This window comes from Bartonella tribocorum (assembly GCF_002778015.1).
Lineage (GTDB): Bacteria > Pseudomonadota > Alphaproteobacteria > Rhizobiales > Rhizobiaceae > Bartonella > Bartonella tribocorum_B.
This window is the reverse complement of the sequence record NZ_NJPP01000005.1, coordinates 37,535-55,390: the sequence shown is the minus strand read 5'-3', so window position 1 is coordinate 55,390 and position 17,856 is coordinate 37,535. Positions and strand designations below refer to the sequence as shown.

The window sequence follows — 17,856 nt, the reverse complement described above, 5'->3', positions numbered from 1 at the left end:
TTAAAATGTTCGCTATTGTGGAGAAAGAGCAAAAGCCCATATAGGTTGAGTATGTGAAAATCTGTAATACTTGAAATTTGTTTCTACATGGTATGTTGAGTTGGATATCGTTACACTGAAAAATTTTTATGCTTCTGCACTTGGACTGCGTGTGCAAAAGACGCTGTGTGACCAATTGAATTTATGGTGGCCCGATCTTGCGGATAAACGGGTTATGGGGTTGGGTTATACACTTCCTTATCTTTCTGCATTGTGTGAACGTACTCAACAATGTTTTGCTTTTATGCCGGCTCGACAAGGTGCTTCATCTTGGCCTTGTGCTGAGCAAGTTGCTACAGCGCTTGTTTTTGAAGAGGATTTGCCCCTTCCGGATGCATCAGTTGATTGTATTTTATTGGTCCATGCATTAGAATATACAGAGAATTCATTTGAAACGTTGAATGAAATATGGCGTGTTTTAGCCCCCAATGGTCACTTGATTGTCATTGTTCCTAATCGCTCTGGATTTTGGGCGCGCAATATTACCACGCCCTTTGGTTATGGCGAACCCTATAGTCGGCAACAGATTACGCGTTTGTTTGAAAAAACAAATTTTGTTGCAGGGAAAATACAAGGAATTGTCCATTATATGCCTTCGACAGGTTATGTTTCGCGATTGTTTTCATTCTTTTATGAGCCATTTGCGCGCCATCTTTTTCCTTATTTTGGTGGACTCTTAATATGCCAAGCACAAAAACGTGTTTATCAGGGATTGCTTGTACAGCGTCGTCAGTCGCGACGTGTTTTTATTCCTGCTTTATCTCCACAGACAAGAAATATCTTAATTTATAAAGATTATTAATCCCTTTTCTATTGGCATAAGAATCGCAAATGTATGAGACTTCTCTTATTTTAAATTTTTGAATTTACAGTCAAAAAATATCCGTTTGCACATTATATGTGAGATTAGCCAATGAATATAGCTCCTTCTCTCACTCCAAATTACTCTCATGTTGAATCAAACAAAATCATTTGCTTGTATGCCACAAGTGAGGAGAGCTCGTGTGGGTAAAAATTGGATAAGAAAGAATATGTTTCTTATGGTTTGTCTCAAGAGTTGTAGGATTGTCGCAACATTGGAGCAGGCCCAAAGTGTGTGATGGTGCTGGATTTCCCTTTTATTAATAAGCATAAAGATGGTGGTGCTCAATGGTTTTCTTTGTCAATAGGATAGATATATCATATAGTTAATTATCCTGTTTCTTAAGAGGAGATAAGTAAAGGATGGAGCAAAAATATAAGAAATATCTCTTAACTTAGGCGAGTAAATGTGAGGTAAAACAGTGCCTTTAAAAAATAATCATCAATATCAATATGCTAAAGAAAATGGTTATGATAAAGAATGTTGCGACAAGATATTACGATTATTTGTATGCGAAATATATTTAAAATTTTAAAGAGAGCAAAAACATATGAAGCAGCAGCTGCCAAGTATATCGTAAGAAGCATTTCTATTGGGGGTTTTCGTGTTGGAATATTTTCATAATAGATTTTTTTATATTTTGTCATAAAAGTGCTGTTAAGGGAAACTTTATACAGCACTACTCAAATAGCATGTAAGCATTTTTTTCATCTCATTTTTGTTTTAATGCAAAGGAAGATTGAAAATATTAAAATTATTTTTGAAACGATCAATATCAAATTAGAGGTTTAAACGGTACCCATTTTGATCTGTTATGAGAATTTGTGCATTGGAGGGATCATTTTCGATTTTTTGTCGCAAACGATAAATATGTGTCTCCAAAGTATGGGTGATAACGTTTTCATTATACCCCCAAACTTGTTCTAACAATGTTTCACGGCTGACAATTTTATCATTGGCATAATAGAGGCATTTGAGAATCGCTGCTTCTTTTTCTGTGAGATAGATTTCATTATTGCATGGATCAAGAAGGAGTTTTTGTCTTAGTTTAAAAGTATAGGAGCCAATATGCAAGGTTGCGTCTTCATTTTGTTCATATTGGCGCAACTGTGCTCTAATTCGCGCTAATAACACCGCAAAGCGAAAGGGTTTTGTCACATAGTCATTGGCACCTATTTCAAGGTCTAAAAGGGTATCGCAGTCTGTATCATCATTCGTTATCATGATAATGGGAGCACGAAATCCTTGGGTGCGTAATTGTTTAACGGCTTTTCGACCATCAAAATCAGGAAGTTCAAGTCCCAAAATAGCAAGATCAATATTTTCTTCTTGGACTACTTTTATTCCCTCTTCAGCTGTTTTTGCTTGGAAAATTTCAAACTCTTGATGCATTTGCAATTGTTCTACTAAAATGGGGCGTAGATCATCATCTTCAATGATTAAAAGAGTATAGTTGTTCATATTTTTCCTTATAAGCATGTTAAGGCACTGATTGGTAAAGAGTAGTTTCATAAAAAATGAGATTTGATGCAAGAAAAATTAAAAAAGAAAGTCTCTAAAAAATGAATTTTTATGATTTTATGGTTGCTTGTTAAAGAGAAGATGGAACGTTGTGCGTGGAATATTTATACATTGATTGGAAGCGTTGTGTTATACTTTGAGGTGTATTTGTGTCATTGGATACCACCTCTTTACGCTTGTATTAGAGAGAAACAAGCCGGCACCATCATATTTTCGGTCTTCTCAATGTTGAGCTCCTTGGTGTTTGAGATTCTTTATAAGAGGCATGTTTGTGATCCATGCAGGCTTTTCTGTTTTTAACGTGCAAAGGACATGATTTTGATTGTTTCAACATGAAACATGTTTGGAATGAGAGAAATCCTACGGTATGAAGGAACTCTCATTTAATATGAAAACAATGAACACTTTTTAAAATCAATACGATATGTTTTTAAACGTGAAGAGAACAGTGCAATATCGAGCACATAACACTGTGTAGGAGAATTTCACGGTCATTTTTATTGTTTGTTATCCACGTTCAGTTTTGTTTTTTCGTTGCATTTGTATGCGAAGAGGTGTTGTTCGTTATAATCCCCATTATAATCATTGAGTCAGTCTTTCCTTGAGCCATGTTGAAAAGATGCATCATGAAGAAAGTGTTTGCGCAATTTTGGCGGGCTGTATTGAAAAAGGGAGGAAAATAAAAAATAGCAAGGAAAAATATATTAGAACATGAGAGTACGTAAAGGAGGCGTTGTACTTGTTGTTTTGCGCCATAAAGCACTTTTTCATATGATGAGATGAATTTATTGTTTTAAGATAAAAGCATTTCTTTCTTAAGGTTGCCCATTAAACACACTTCTTTCCATTCATCTTCTGTCACGGGTTGTACTGATAAGCGGCTGGCATTGACCAGCACCATATTTGCAAGTTTGGGATTGGCTTTGATTTGTTTTAATGAAACAGGTGTTGGCATGTCACAAAGTGCACGGATATCCACACACTCCCAGCGTGGATCAGAGCTTGTAGAATCAGGGTGTGCTTCAGCACATATTTCGACAATGCCTACAATTTCTAAACCTTTATTTGAGTGATAAAAAAAGCCTTTGTCACCATATTTCATGGCGCGCATATTATTACGGGCTTGATAATTGCGGACACCATCCCATTGTTCGCCATCCGCTCCTTTTTTCTTTTGCATCTCCCATGACCATTTATGAGGTTCAGATTTAAAAAGCCAATAAGCCATGTGTTCACCTTTTTCATAGACTGTTATGCGTTCATCATGTCCAATTTTTTATAAGCATCTTTGTAATATCATCAATGATGATTTTTAAAATGAAGTAAAGAGCAGCTATTATCTGTTTTTTCTTGTTTTAAAATAATTTGTAATAGAGAAACGCGTTCCATTGATTTTTCATGTTGTATAAAGTTGTTTTCTTAATTTTTTAGCAAAAAATTGTATCAATGTATTAAAAAAATAAACTTAAAATTTCTCAGCCACGTGGAGGCTTGATTATCTTTTCAGCTACGGTTTGAAATTCAGTCACTAGAGGCACATTACATTGGAAAAAATTTAGACATGGGAAAAAATTTAGCAAAAAAAATTAGTTTTGAAAAGTTACTACAATGGTTGTGAGACAAATAGATGATTAAAGGTAAGGATGTCAAAGGATGGCTATGTTTTGGTATGGTAGGGTGCGCCTTATGGTGCCGTAAATATTGTCATTTGAAGTGTGGTGATATAAGGTAGTTTTTTTGAAACATGAAGTGTTTTTAAAATATATGATGAATATTTAAGTTTGCCTATCGCGCTTTGAGTTAACTGAAGCCTGTGAAATGAGAAGCAAACAAAATTGTTTGCAGGTGGAAAATTGATTTAATAACCATCTGGATGTTTACAGACTGGATTGAGTGAAAATCTTTGTTCTTTGAAAGGTAAGGGAAATCAATTTTCTTATGCTTTTGTTCCACGGCGTCCCATTCCGATCAAGGGCGTGGCTTTTTCATCTAATGGCCAGCGTGAGCGAGGGGCAATGTCAAGAGGGCTTGTTTCTCCTCGTGCGAGTTTGTGTGCACCGGCAAAAGCAATCATTGCTGCATTATCGGTACACAAGGAAAGAGGAGGGGCTATAAATTCAAAACCATGTTGGTGGGCAAGTTCTTGCAATGTAGAGCGAAGTGCTTGGTTTGCAGCAACGCCGCCTGCAACAACTAAAGCAGGAGAATGCTTTCTTGGATCATGAGAGAGAGGATATTGGTTGGTAAAATGTTGTAGAGCCAAATGAACACGATCATGCACCGTATCGGTCACGGCGGCTTGAAAACTTGCTGCAATGTCTGCAACATCATTTTCTGTAAGAGGCGCTATGGCTGTTGCGGCTTGTCGAACAGCCGTTTTGAGTCCTGAAAAGGAAAAATCTAACCTTTTTTCACCTTTTAAAGGTCGTGGAAGAGGGAAGCGATTTTTATCACCCAATAAAGCTGCTTTTTCAAGTGCTGGTCCACCAGGATAAGGAAGACCTAAAAGTTTGGCAGTTTTATCAAAGGCTTCTCCTAATGCATCATCAATGGTGGTTCCTAAACGCTGATAGTTACCTATTCCATGAACAAGGATTGTTTGTGTATGACCTCCTGAAACTAAAAGTAATAAATAAGGAAATTTGATATTGTGCGTTAATACAGCTGTTAAAGCATGTCCCTCTAAGTGATTTACAGCAATAAATGGTTTTCCAGTGGCAAGAGAGAGTGCTTTTGCGCTCATAATGCCTACCAATAGCCCCCCTATCAAACCAGGTCCACTGGTGGCTGCAATGCCATCAATATCTTTTAATTTTATGTTTGCTTCTGTGAGGGCTTGAAGAATTAAATGATCAAGAATTTCAACATGGGCACGAGCGGCAATTTCAGGAACAACACCGCCGTAAGGTGCATGATGATCAATTTGACTCCAAACAATATTAGAAAGAATTCGGCTGTTTGATTCATTGTTGTATTCAATGACAGCTGCGGCTGTTTCATCACAACTTGTTTCTATTCCCAGCAGACGCATTTTAAATAAAACCTTATATTGAAGATCCTTTTCTGTCTGCGTACCATGAACAGAACAAGACGCAAAGGATTTCTCTTAAGAATTGGGACTTTTATGAGAGAATGCATTGTAGTCCTTTCTTTGAATTTTATGGCATTCTTGATTAAAAAATGAAGCTATATTTTTTCGTGTAAGATTCAGATGTGCTTTTAAAAACTTGTCTATTAAAGTTTATCATTGTAAATATTATTGGGACATTAGAAATTTTCTATAAAATTATATTCTTTGTAAAAAGAATGTAAAGCAAACAAAAATATTTGAAAAAAGCTTCATCTTTAAAACTTTTTTCATTTTATTATTTTATCATTGGAAAGAAGTGTACACAAAAAGTGACAGAGATGGTCGATTCTTCAAAATCAAAAACTAAATCACATTATGCTGGTACGCGCTGTAAGAAGCCCGTTATTGAACATGAAGCTATTTCCCATGATTCAGAGGAAAAAATACAAGATTCTGTAGAATCTCATGTAATAGAAGAACAAAATATACAAGATCAGGATAAAAGTACTTCTGATGCGGCTTGGTTTTGGTTGCTCCTTTCAGGGATTTTCGGGGGAATCATTTCTTTGGGAATTTTTTGGGGACTTCAATGGGCGGGTTTGTTTTCTTCTCCTTTTGTGGAAAATTCTGTTGGAGGCAAAAACGTTTTGCAGATTGCTAAAGCTGCAAAAAGCCAAGGTGAAGAAACAAGAAAACAATTGGAGCGTGTGCTTCAAGAAATTGATGCATTAAAAACAAAGTTTTCTTCTATAGAAAATTCTGTTGGAGAGGAAAAAGTTTTGCAAATTGCTGAAGCTGCAAAAAGCCAAGGTGAAGAAACAAGAAAACAATTGGAGCAGGTATTTCAAGAAATTGATGCGTTAAAAACAGCGTTTTCTTCTTTTTCATCACAACAGTTTAAAACAACGACAAATAATGAACTATCGAAGGAAGAAAGTAGAAAAGCTTTTGCGATTTTAGAGGAAAAAGTAAAAGCTCTTGAAGAGGCTGTACAAACTTTTGTTGGCGAGTCAAAAGAGATAAAGGCGGCTTTGTCTATTGGACAGAGCAATGCAAATGACCTTACTGCGTTAAAAAAACAGTTGGAAGCATTCCAAGAAGAAATTACTGTTAAAAATAGTGAGACAAAAGAAATAAATACGGAGCTTTTTACAGCAATCAGTTCGTTGAAAAATGCTGTAGAACGTGGTGGATCTTATAGCAATGAATTAAAGCTGTTACAGCAATTATCGCCTTCGATTGATGGACTTGATGTGTTGCAAAAGACAGCTACTGTAGGTCTTCCAAATTTAGCACAACTTTCAGTTGATTTTGCTCATGTTGCCGATGCAATTGTTGGTACGCAAAATATTGTTGCGTCAGATGCTGGTTTTTTTGATCGAATTTTAGCGTGGATAAAAGGGCTCGTTGTTTCACGACCGATTGGAAATGTTGAAGGGACAACGCTGGGGGCGATTGCTGCGCGTATGGAAGTTGCTATTCAAACAGGCGATTACGAAAAGGCTTTGAGCGAATGGCAATCATTGCCCCAAAGTGCAAAAGATGTTTCAATGGATTTTGTTCAGCAGCTTGAAAGACATATTGCTATTCAACAGTTGCTGCAGAAATTGCTGTTGTCGGTTCAACAAGGGTCTTTTAAGGCAACAAAGATGTAAATAGGCTCCAGATGATACGTGTTTTTATTTATATTTTTGTTGTTTGTATCCTTGGTCTTGCTTTTGGGTGGGTTGCAAATCACAATGACGTTTTTGTCCTCACATTTTTGCATTTCAGATTTTCCGCTTCATTGCTTACAGTGTTAAGTGTGCTTATTTTGCTTTTTGCAACGCTGGTGTTTTTATGGTGGTTGTTGTCTTTCTTTTTGTCCATACCGCGCGTTCTTTCCAATTATTTTTATAAACGCCATAAAAAGCGTGGTTATGAAGCTCTCTCAAAGGGGATTCTTGCAACTTTTGCTGGTGATAGTATTGCAGCGCAGAAGATGGAAGCAAGAGTTGTCAAATATCTTGCAGGAAAACAAGAACCGCTGGTAAAACTCTTAAAAGCGCAGACCTTGTCTTTACAAAATAATTCTGTTCGTGCCATCAGTCTTTTTGAGGAAATGAGAAAGGAAGATCCAACAAAATTAGTTGGGCTTTACGGTTTGTTTCGTGAAGCGATGAAGAGTAAGGCTTATGAGGCAGCACAACAATATGCAGAAGAGGCACTCACTTTATCGCCGGCACTTTTATGGGCGCATCAGGCGGTGCTTGATCGGTTGGGTGCTGAGGGTAAATGGGATAAGGCACTTACTGTTTTTGAAAAGGCGCAAAAAGCTCTCCCGCGTTCTGTTCGCTCAACTCCAGAGCGATTGCATACACAGGTTTTACTGTTAAGTGGGCAAGCACTTCATTTGTTTGATACATATCCTGTAAAAGCCCGTGAAGCCATTTTGAAAGCCCATAAATTGGCGCCTGATTTTATTCCAATAACAATTATTGCTGCTGATATTCTTTATAAATTAAATGAAACGCGTAAAGCAGATAAAATGGTTATAGCGGCTTGGCAAAAAGATCCTCATCCTGATTTGGGGAGGCTTTATCTTGAAAGAGAAGAAGGAGCTGTTAGGCGATTAAAAAGGGCGAAAACACTTGCTTCTTATCATAAAGATGCTTTTGAGTCAGCTTTCCTTATTGCCAAAGCAGCTTTGGATGCTGGTGAAACAGTATTAGCAAGAGAGCAGGCACAAAAAGCATTGCAGTATCATCCACGGGAAAGTGTTTATTTATTATTGGCAGATATTGAAGAGGCACAGGGGAACAATCAAGGTGCTGTGCGTCAATGGCTTTCTTTGGCACTTCGTGCTGAACGTGATCCAGTATGGATGTGTGAGGGATCCATTTTTTCTTCTTGGTCAGCTGTTTCTCCAATCAGTGGACGTTTGGGCTGTTTTGAATGGAAAGCACCTCCCCATGTACCTTCTCTTACATTAGAGGCAGTCAATATTGTGCCAAAAATTCAAGATGAAGAGGATGTTGCGGAAAAAAATGATAGTGTTGAAGATCAGAGGCTTGAAAAATTAACGCCTATAGATGATTCCTTTTTGCATAATGTGCAGGTGGAAAAACAAGATATAACAGACCAAGATGTAAAAACATTCAGCAAAACTCACTTAAATGTTGATGATCCAGGGGTTAAAACAGAAGAAGAAGGGACATCTTTATCGAGGAAGAAGTTTCGTTTATTTTAAATTGCGTCAATAGGGGGATTTGAATGTTTTTTTCAGAAGAAACAATAAATATAGAAGAAAAAAATTATTATTAATCTTGCACAATAAAATTATTCTCTTATGCTTGAAAAAAACGAAGTTTTACTTCGGTACAGAGGTGATTGGTTAGAAAATGTTTTTAAATCAGAGATGTCTTGGTAAAAAGCAAAAAAATAGCAAACCAAGAATTGCAGTCGTTATTCATCGGCGGTCTACTTATACTGGTCGCTTGGGGAAATTTTTACAACAAAATGGTTTTGTTCTTGATGTTTATCGTCCTATTTTTGGACAAAAACTTCCTGATACATTAGAGCATTATGCTGGTGTTGTTATGTTAGGGGGGCCAATGAGTGTGAATGACAGTGAAGCCTATATTGGTGAGGAAATTGATTGGGTTTCGTTATCGCTAAAGGAAAATAAGCCTTTTTTGGGTATTTGTTTGGGAGCACAAATGTTAGCGCGAAATTTAGGCGCGCGGGTTGGTACAAGCAGTGATGGGACTGTTGAAGTGGGTTGGTATCCACTGGAAGTGACCCCACAAGGGAAGGAATTGATGAATTGGCCGGAAATGGTCTACCATTTTCATGATGAAGGTATTTATGATTTACCAAAAGAGGCAGTGCTTTTGGCAACAGGGAATACATATCCTACGCAAGCGTTCCGTTATGGAAACAATGCATGGGGTTTGCAATTTCATGCTGAATTTACACGCGCTATGGTGCGGCGTTTGTTGGTGCGTTCGGCACATAAATTGACGGAAAAAGGTGCTCAACCTGCTTGTGAACATTTAAAGGGGCGTTTAATCTACGATAAGGCTTTAAGCCAATGGTTTGAAGGTGCATTACGGCAGATTTTTTGTACATCGCCCGCACTTGTGTGAGTAGGCACTGTTTATTATCATTCTTATCGTGTTGTAAAATAGTGTGTTTTTTAAGGTTAAAGATAGAAAAATCATGTAAGCCTTTACATATAAGGTGTTTTTTGTTAAAGGTCTTTCTTAAGAAAGTCTTGCTTTTTGAGTTTATGAGATGTTGTATTTTGGGACGGTAGATTATGAACTCCATGAAGTGGTCAGCATATAAAGCCTGATAGATTAAGAAGCTGGATTATTTATAGATTGTTGAATGTTGAGAATCTTTGTCCTTTTTAGGGTGGGGTGAAAATCAAAAGATAAAGAAAGTTTTAAAGTTGTCTACATCCTCTCAAATACCATCATCACAAAAAAGTTTTTCTTTGCGCTATTTATTTTTTGGGCTGTTTTGTCTTGCTCTGATCCTTATTTATAGTGCTTTCTGGTTTTTTTTTCACGTAAAATAGAAAACTATGTTTCTGATATATCAGTAAAAGCATCTCTCGGTACTAGGGTGGCGGTGTGCGAGAATATGCGCAAGGGTGGTTATCCTTTACGTATCGGTATTGTTTGTGACAAGTTTCAATTTTCTTGGCCTTTATATGGGGTTTCTTTATCGACGGGGCGTTTGACGGCTGGTGCACCAATTTATGCTCCTCATTTGGTCGAGTTTAATGTTGATTCTCCTGCATCAATTGTTTTTTCTGAAAACACTTCCATAGTATCCCGTTGGCGCAATTTGGTGATTGAAACGGAACCTTATTGGAAAACAGGTCAGACATTGAAGTTTATAGCTGAAGGGCTTGAACTGTCTCCTTCGCTTGAGAATCAAAAGCTTCAAGGAACATTGGGATTACAAACGACAGATAAAAAGAAAACACAACAAAATGTTGAAGATCAGACATCTTTGCAAGATAATTCTGATGTGGCTGTTCAGAAGTTAGAGCCAAAAGATATCTCACAAAAAATAACGGCAGAATTTTTACGTCTTGATCTTAAACGTGAAAAGAATCATTTCTCAGGAAATATAACTTTTAACGGTTTTGATGTTTCTCCAATTTTTATATCTTCTTTTGTTGAAGTTCCAAAAATTGATGGCAATTTGAAATGGATTTTAAATGATGTTTCCCTTCTATCTGAAGATGAAGGAAAAAATTGGAGACAGAATCTCCATGGAAAAAGTGGCATCTTAAAGAATGGTAAATTGGCTTTTCATACAGGTGGAGGGGTGCATATCAGTGGACCTTTTTCTTTTGATGATGAAGGATATTTGACAGCAACATTTGAACTTGTCTGTATACAGCACATGAAGTTTCTTGAGACTTTGCAAAATTTGTTTCCTGAAGAAGCGGATAATTTTAAAGCGTTATTTTTTATTTTGAGTACACTTCCTAAAAATGCAGATGGCGCTCCCGTTCTTCCCTTAACTATTAGCCATGGTTTGGTAAAACTGGGGATTTTAAAGCTTGGTCGTCTTGATCCACTTTAGGTTTGAGAGGAAATTGATAAGAGCGTGTCTGTATGGCAAGGTATTGATTTATAAAAAGTGTTCATTGTTTTGCATATTGGATGAGAGTTGCAATATCTTGGGTTTTTCTTATTTAAAATCTGTTTATATTGAATCAATCAAAATCGTCCTGCCTTGCATATTACAAATGGGAAAGTCATGTGGATTACTCATTAAGAAAGAACTAAAAATGCCTCTTATAAATTATCTTGATAATTTAAAGGCTTATTCACAACATTAGGGGCTGCAAAAGGGTGTAATGGTGCAAGCTTACTCTTTCACAAGTGTAAAGAGGGTGCTGCTCAATGGATTTACCATTATACTCTTCATGGGCGTCTTCACGGGCGCTGCCGTGAAATGATCTTGCGTGCGCTTTGAAAGATGTTTCCTTAAAACAAGCTGGTGAATTGGCAAGTGGGTGGCACGCTGTTTGATGTATGGGTCATGATCACATTAAAGAACGCAATAAACAAAAGCATGAGGCAATAAGCAATCTCCATTATTTAAAAGATATTGCCTTGGATACTTTTTGAAACTCGGAAAGTTGAATTAAAAGGAGAGGGGAAAGACGGTAAATAGTTTATACATTTACGGCTTTACATTCACCCTAAATTAGGCTGTCTGTCCGTTTCAGAAATTACGAAAACAGAAATACGCAAACACTTGCCCCTATCTGGCATACAAAAGCTGGAGCTGCTCGAACAGCATTGGACCGTTTCAAACATACGGCTGCATTAGGTTTAGATGTTGACTTACAAGCAACAACAAAAGCACGTGCTCTTTTAGGTAAACAACACCATAAAATCACTAATAGATCAGCCATGGATTGGAAAGATGTGCCGGCTTTTTATCACATGCTTTGTCAAAAAACAACGATGACACATTTTGCTTTGCGTTTACTTATCCTTACAGGGGTTCGTACATGCCCTTTATGTCCATACTCATAAAGATCAAGTTGATGGCGATATATGGACTACCCCAAGCTCGAGAATATGAAAGGAAAGCGAGATGCTACAACAGAATTTCGTGTTTCCTTATCAACAGAGGCATTAGACATTTTAAAACAAGCACGCCTGCTCTCTCGCAATGATTTCTTTTTTTCTGCAACCGGTTGGGGGCTCTTACGCAGAAGTGATCCCCATGGCTTGCTTATTCGCAACATGCAAGGGTGGAGAATTTTGATTGATTTAATATAAGCAAGATCGAGATGAGAGAAACTTGGGATACTATGACTCTGCTTCAATATACAAAATATAAATTTTATTATTATAAATCAAGGCATTATGTTTTTATAATGAGGGATATTTGAAAGAAAAATTTGCATTTGTTTTTTGTTTCATCCGCAGGAATTCTTGATACTTTGCAATGTTTATTTGCTGCCAAGCCTATAGTTTTTAAGTGTTATTTTTTATTTTTGATGCTTTGTTTAAAAATGCGGGATAGCGTCCTGTTCTTCTCTTGTTACCCGTTTTTTTCTTGTTGCCCATTTTTTTTTATTGATTGTAGCTTGTTGGCAAATTTTGTATATTTTAACTTCAAGTTTGTACCAATTCATTTTATTTTTAAATGATTTTTAAGGGGCTTTAAAGAATTCTAAAAGTCCATCACCCTCTTTTTGATACCAAATTTCGATTTTTGCCATTTTTTACATTTTTACGATTTTTAGATGTCAAAATCCATTTTTACAAAATGCACATTGAATGGTAAAAAATAATCACAAAAACAATAAATTAATCAATGTTCCTTTCTCGTTCCACTTGCTATGAAATGTATTGTCATATTACATTGATATGAGCAAAGGGTGGATAGAGCAGGGATAAAAGCTTAGCCGTTTTGTTCTGCTTTTAAGTCTGAAAGTTGATGTTTTTACGTTGAGAAATCAATTTTGTTGTCGTTTTGAAATTCTTTACAAGTAATTCTATTGTGATAAGGAGCGGGAGTTTTATTTTGGGTGCTTTACCTCAAAATGAAAAACTCCTGCTCTATTTTTGCATGTTCACTATGGTGGAATAGAATAGAAGTTTTTAATTGGGCTGTTTTATGCTCATTTTAAGTTTGAAAGCCAATATTTTGAAGTTGAGAAATCAATCCTGCTGCAAAAGTAAAACGAGAAATATTGAGATCATTTTCAATAAGGGCACTAATGCGGTTTGTGATATTGTGAATATCATCTTCTTTTGTTTTTTTCCAAGTGGCAAAAGGATTCTTTTTATTTCCATAATTTTTAAGGATTTTTATAACGATTTGCCGTAAGCTTTCAGAAACATTTTCTTTGGCTTGATTTAAAGCCATACTATCATAGTAATCGAGGATAGGAATTGTCCGCTTGGCTTCATTAATGCGGTTTATACGAATGATTTGCGCAAGTGAGAAATAGATCCCTGCGGTTTTAATAAGATCGCTGTTGCTTTGTTTTGCAATTAAAGAAATATCACAGATGGTTGGAGCTGCTTCCAAAAGAGCTAATTGTTTTGCTAATGCTTTTGGTGCTCCTTCTTCATTGTAGTGTCGTGCTTTTTCTTCAATTTTTTGCTTAATATCGTTATTGTGAGAATGCATAAGCTCTTCTTCAATAACACTACGGGCTTGTTTTATTGTTTTTACAATTTCTTCTAATGGACGAGAGAGATCTATGTTGTGCAGACCCCAATTGGTTGTTTCAAAGAGCATTGGAGTCATTGCTGCATAGAATTTGTTTTGGACAAGACCAGGTACTTTGTTATCAAGTTTATCAATTTTATCAGACAATTGAGGAATTTCAAAACTATCACGGATGGCAACAAAAACGCGAATAATATTTTCAGTCTTTTGTTCTGTTGCATCGTATAGTTGATTAACAAAAGTAGGACCTCCACGATTGACAACATCGTTGGCAATGAGCGTTGCAATAATATTACGACGCAATTGATGGTTAATGACTTCTTTCTCAAAATTTTCTTGAATTTGGGTTGGAAAATAATTCAGCAAAGCTGCGTTGAAATAATGATCATCAATAATGGGGCTATTGGCAATTTCTTCTTTGAGCGTTAATTTAGCATAGGCAAAAATAACGGCGAGTTCTGGACGGATAAGACCTTTGCCTTGGGTTGTTCTTTGTCGTAAAACTTGCTCATCAGGGAGTACTTCAACTCTGCGATCTAGAAGCTTTTTTTGTTCCAAATCGTGCATAAAGCGTATTTGATAGGGTAAATCAGTCGTGCTTTGGCTTTCTGATAAAGAAAGAGCAAGGGGTTGTAGATAATTGTTGCGCAAAACGAGTTGTTCGACTTGCGGAGTCATTTTTTTCAAAAGTTTATTGCGCTCTTCGCGGGAGAGTGTTTTAGCACGAAGTGCCGATGCAAGAACAATTTTGAGATTGACTTCAATATCAGAACAATTCACACCAGCAGAATTGTCAATGGCATCCGTATTGCAACGACCACCATTTGAGACATATTCAATCCGTCCACGTTGTGTAACACCAAGATTAGCGCCTTCGCCAATAATTTTTGCACGCACTTGTTCTCCGGTAATGCGTATTGCATCATTTGCACGATCACCTACTTGGGCATCACTTTCTGTTGTGGCGCGGATGTAAGTACCAATGCCACCAAACCATAAAAGATCAACAGGGGCTTTGAGAAGAGCAGAGATAATTTCAAAGGGGGTTCCTGTTTGTCTTTCGAAACCAATGGCTTTTGTTGCTTCAGGTGAGAGCGTAATGGTTTTTTCTTTTCGTGAGAAGATACCACCGCCCTTTGATAATTTGCTTTGGTCGTAATCCTGCCAGCTTGAGCGAGGCAGTTTGAAGAGACGCATACGCTCTGCATGGCTTTCCTCTGCGTTTGGATTTGGATCAATAAAAATATCGCGGTGATCAAAAGCAGCAATCAATTTTGTTTGTTTGGAAAGGAGCATTCCATTGCCAAAGACATCACCAGACATATCCCCAACACCAACACAGGTGAAGGGTGTTGTTTGAATATCGTGATTAAATGATTCTCGAAAATGTCTTTTGACAGCTTCCCATGCACCTTTGGCTGTGATCCCAATTTCTTTGTGGTCATAGCCTGCTGAGCCACCAGAGGCGAAAGCATCATCAAGCCAAAAATGGTTTGCTTGGCTGATGGCGTTGGCTGTATCAGAAAAGGTTGCTGTCCCTTTGTCTGCTGCGACAACAAAATAGGGGTCAGGATCATCATGACAGATGACATCGTGGGGCGCACTGATTTTGCCATTAACCAAATTGTCTGTAATGGAGAGCAAAGCCGTGATAAAGTCCGTATAAGCTTGCCGTGCTGCTTCTATGATGAGAGCACGGTCACTTGTTTGAGGAAGGCGATGGGGATAGAATCCACCTTTTGCACCGGCAGGAACGATAACTGCATTTTTGACTTGCTGGGCTTTGACTAAGCTAAGCACTTCGGTGCGATAATCTAACGCGCGGTCAGACCACCGAATTCCGCCACGAGCGATAGGTCCAAAACGTAAATGGACCCCTTCAACTTCTGGTCCATAAACAAAAATCTCTCGATAAGGGCGTGGTTCAGGTAAACCTTCAATTTGGCGCGGATTTAATTTGGTGGCTAAAATACGCCGTGGACTACCATCGCTAAGAGGTGTAAAGGCATTCGTTCGTAAACTCGTATCGATAAGGTTACAATAACGGCGTAAGATAAGATCATCATCCAAACCAGATACTTTCTGTAATTTTTCTTCAATGCGCTTTTGAATAATCTGTTGGTTTTTTTCTCGTTCTTTTTCTGTGTGACTTTGATGAAATTTTAAATGAAATAAAGCATAAAGCTCTTTGGTAATGTCAGGATAAGTATTTAAAGTTTGGGCGACGCGGTCTTGCGAATAAGGAATGCCAGCTTGTTGGAGATAGCGCCCGTAATGACGCAAAATAACAATTTCGTGCCAATCAAGCTCAGCTGTTTGAGTGAGGGCATTAAAGGCGTCATTGTCCGCATTTTGTGCCCAAATGGCTTCAAAGGTTTCAGCAAGCTTTTGAGCGTCTTTTTCAAAATCGATACAGCGTTGGAAAGTACTTTCTAGTTGCATATCATGAAGATATACGGATTGTCCGTTGCCATCTGGTAATTCAAGCGTTTGTTCTGCAATAACGCGAAACCCCATATTTTCAAGCAGAGGTACACGTTTGGAAAGAGCAAGGGCTTCATGGCGGTGAAAGAGACGAAGAGAAATGTTTTGTTTTTCTTTGTTTCGCGCGTGATAAAAGGTCACGAAAAGGGGCTTCTCATTATGAAGACATAGAATATGTCCGGCATCTTTAATGGCATCTTCCGCTGAGAATAAATCACGATAGCTGTTGGGAAATTCACGAGCTAGAAGGGTTTGTGGCTCTGTTGTTTTGTGGGTAAGAGCGATGGCTTGAACACTATCTTCCCAACTTTGTGCGATTGAACGCACATGTTGTTCAAGTGTGGTGCGCTCATGAAGCGGAACAGTTTCGCTGCCTTTGCGATGGATAATATAATAAACACGGATAAGGGTGCTTTCTAAAAATAGCGGATAGGATTCAAAAAAGTCGCCTTTATAAAGCTCAACAAAATGTTCGCCAACTTTTTCACGGAGGCTGCTGCTATATTGGTCACGTGGTACATAGACAAGGATAGAAACAAAGCGCCCAAAAGAATCAGTGTGGGCTAAAACCCGCAAACGTGGGCGTTCGTCTAGTTGCAGGATAAGTTTGGCATTTTCTGTTAGTGTATCAACATCCGTACGAAACATTTCATCTCTTGGATAGGTTTCTAAAACACTGATAAGCGCTTTTCCAGAATAGTCAGCACGATTGTATCCAAGGCGTTGAATGATGGTTTGGGCTTTTTCTTTTAAGAAAGGAATTTGCAAAACAGAGCGTGTATAAGCTGAAGAGGTAAAAAGTCCTACAATGCGTAATTCTCCGCAGAGTTTGTCTTCTTTATCAAAGATTTTAAGACCAATATAATCGAGCCAAACAGAACGGTGAATTTTGGAGCGGCTATTTGCTTTTGTCACAATAAATAGGTTATCACTTTCCATAAAGGATAAGACTTCTTGAGGAGGTTCTTTCATACTTTCATCATCGACAATATGAATAGAAGCATCTGCAAGTATACCAAGTTCAATATTACTTGCTGTGAAGGATTTTATAGGTTTTTGATCTTTGATGAAGTTGTAAGTGCGCATGCCAAGAAAGATGAAATTATCATTTGTGAGCCAGTGAAGAAATTCAATAGCTTTTTCACCTTCTTGTTTATAGTGTGCAGGAAGGTTTGTTTGATAGGCATGAATATGCTTTTCAACTTCTTCAAGCATAGGTTTCCAGTCTTGTACAGCAGCATTAACCTGCTCAAGAACTAAGGTGAGCTCATTTTCAAGTTTTTGTATCTGTTGTTTGTTTAACGATTCGATGTGAATTTGCATCAGACTGATGCGTTTTCCAGAAGCACAATCAAGAATGGGGTGTGCAATTAAATAAATATGGTTTTTATGTTGATTGAAGACATTTAAAATAGAATCGAGAAGAAAGGGTTTGTTATCATTGACGAGGCTGATAACAGTTATAGGCTTGTTATTGCGGGTCAGATTTTGTTCAAAGTAGATGGTGTTTTTTCCTGCCTGATGGAGATTAAAAGCTTTTACTGCGGTGGCTGCGGCTTTTTGAAGCTCTTTATTTTCGTAATAAACAATATCTTCTTTATCGGTTTGAGCAAAAAGGATTTTTTCTATTTTATCTGGTGTGTTTTTTGTTGCTGATACTTTTTGTTTTAACACA

At 37.5% G+C, this 17,856-nt stretch carries 9 protein-coding genes and 1 pseudogene; 6 read left to right on the top strand and 4 right to left on the bottom strand.

Annotation, left to right across the window (positions count from 1 at the left end; all coding sequences use genetic code 11):
- Positions 1 to 70 precede the first annotated feature (70 nt).
- Complete coding sequence (locus CEV08_RS03155; RefSeq protein WP_100130330.1) at positions 71 to 841, top strand: class I SAM-dependent methyltransferase; 771 nt, start codon at positions 71 to 73, stop codon at positions 839 to 841.
- An 840-nt stretch (positions 842 to 1,681) separates the two neighbouring features.
- On the opposite strand, the gene CEV08_RS03150 is transcribed toward CEV08_RS03155, so the two are convergent.
- The 3 genes from CEV08_RS03150 to tsaD all read right to left on the bottom strand — a co-directional run bounded on the left by CEV08_RS03150 (position 1,682) and on the right by tsaD (position 5,453).
- Complete coding sequence (locus CEV08_RS03150) at positions 1,682 to 2,362, bottom strand: response regulator transcription factor (RefSeq protein ID WP_100130329.1); 681 nt, start codon at positions 2,360 to 2,362, stop codon at positions 1,682 to 1,684.
- A gap of 853 nt (positions 2,363 to 3,215) precedes the next feature.
- A complete protein-coding gene (locus CEV08_RS03145; RefSeq protein WP_100130328.1) occupies positions 3,216 to 3,650 on the bottom strand; it encodes an EVE domain-containing protein in 435 nt (144 codons plus the stop codon).
- Between the two features lie 708 nt (positions 3,651 to 4,358).
- Positions 4,359 to 5,453: a tRNA (adenosine(37)-N6)-threonylcarbamoyltransferase complex transferase subunit TsaD gene (tsaD, locus tag CEV08_RS03140; RefSeq protein WP_100130327.1), complete on the bottom strand. Its 1,095-nt coding sequence runs from the start codon at positions 5,451 to 5,453 to the stop codon at positions 4,359 to 4,361.
- A gap of 377 nt (positions 5,454 to 5,830) precedes the next feature.
- Between tsaD and CEV08_RS03135 the strand changes: the two genes are divergently transcribed.
- The 5 genes and pseudogenes from CEV08_RS03135 to CEV08_RS03115 all read left to right on the top strand — a co-directional run.
- Positions 5,831 to 7,147 (top strand): COG4223 family protein, encoded by a 1,317-nt coding sequence (locus tag CEV08_RS03135; RefSeq protein ID WP_100130347.1) that lies wholly within the window; start codon positions 5,831 to 5,833, stop codon positions 7,145 to 7,147.
- Between the two features lie 11 nt (positions 7,148 to 7,158).
- Positions 7,159 to 8,721 carry a heme biosynthesis protein HemY gene (locus CEV08_RS03130; RefSeq protein WP_100130326.1) on the top strand — a complete coding sequence of 521 codons (1,563 nt, stop codon included), beginning with the start codon at positions 7,159 to 7,161 and terminating at the stop codon, positions 8,719 to 8,721.
- 151 nt (positions 8,722 to 8,872) lie between these two features.
- Positions 8,873 to 9,619, top strand: a complete 747-nt coding sequence (locus CEV08_RS03125; RefSeq protein WP_100130325.1) for a glutamine amidotransferase — start codon at positions 8,873 to 8,875, stop codon at positions 9,617 to 9,619.
- A 490-nt stretch (positions 9,620 to 10,109) separates the two neighbouring features.
- Complete coding sequence (locus CEV08_RS03120) at positions 10,110 to 11,078, top strand: DUF2125 domain-containing protein (protein ID WP_100130346.1); 969 nt, start codon at positions 10,110 to 10,112, stop codon at positions 11,076 to 11,078.
- Between the two features lie 375 nt (positions 11,079 to 11,453).
- Positions 11,454 to 12,220: pseudogene (locus tag CEV08_RS03115) on the top strand (tyrosine-type recombinase/integrase); the annotation flags it as partial.
- Between the two features lie 925 nt (positions 12,221 to 13,145).
- Here CEV08_RS03115 and CEV08_RS03105 read toward each other — a convergent pair.
- Positions 13,146 to 17,855 carry an NAD-glutamate dehydrogenase gene (locus CEV08_RS03105; RefSeq protein ID WP_100130345.1) on the bottom strand — a complete coding sequence of 1,570 codons (4,710 nt, stop codon included), beginning with the start codon at positions 17,853 to 17,855 and terminating at the stop codon, positions 13,146 to 13,148.
- Position 17,856: the final 1 nt, after the last annotated feature.

What these genes read in the sequence shown, in the direction of transcription:
- CEV08_RS03145 (WP_100130328.1), bottom strand. Translation starts at nt 3,650, where the DNA reads ATGGCTTATTGGCTTTTTAAATCTGAACCTCATAAATGGTCATGGGAG.
- CEV08_RS03125 (WP_100130325.1), top strand. Translation starts at nt 8,873, where the DNA reads ATGTTTTTAAATCAGAGATGTCTTGGTAAAAAGCAAAAAAATAGCAAA.
- CEV08_RS03130 (WP_100130326.1), top strand. Translation starts at nt 7,159, where the DNA reads ATGATACGTGTTTTTATTTATATTTTTGTTGTTTGTATCCTTGGTCTT.
- CEV08_RS03135 (WP_100130347.1), top strand. Translation starts at nt 5,831, where the DNA reads ATGGTCGATTCTTCAAAATCAAAAACTAAATCACATTATGCTGGTACG.
- tsaD (WP_100130327.1), bottom strand. Translation starts at nt 5,453, where the DNA reads ATGCGTCTGCTGGGAATAGAAACAAGTTGTGATGAAACAGCCGCAGCT.
- CEV08_RS03150 (WP_100130329.1), bottom strand. Translation starts at nt 2,362, where the DNA reads ATGAACAACTATACTCTTTTAATCATTGAAGATGATGATCTACGCCCC.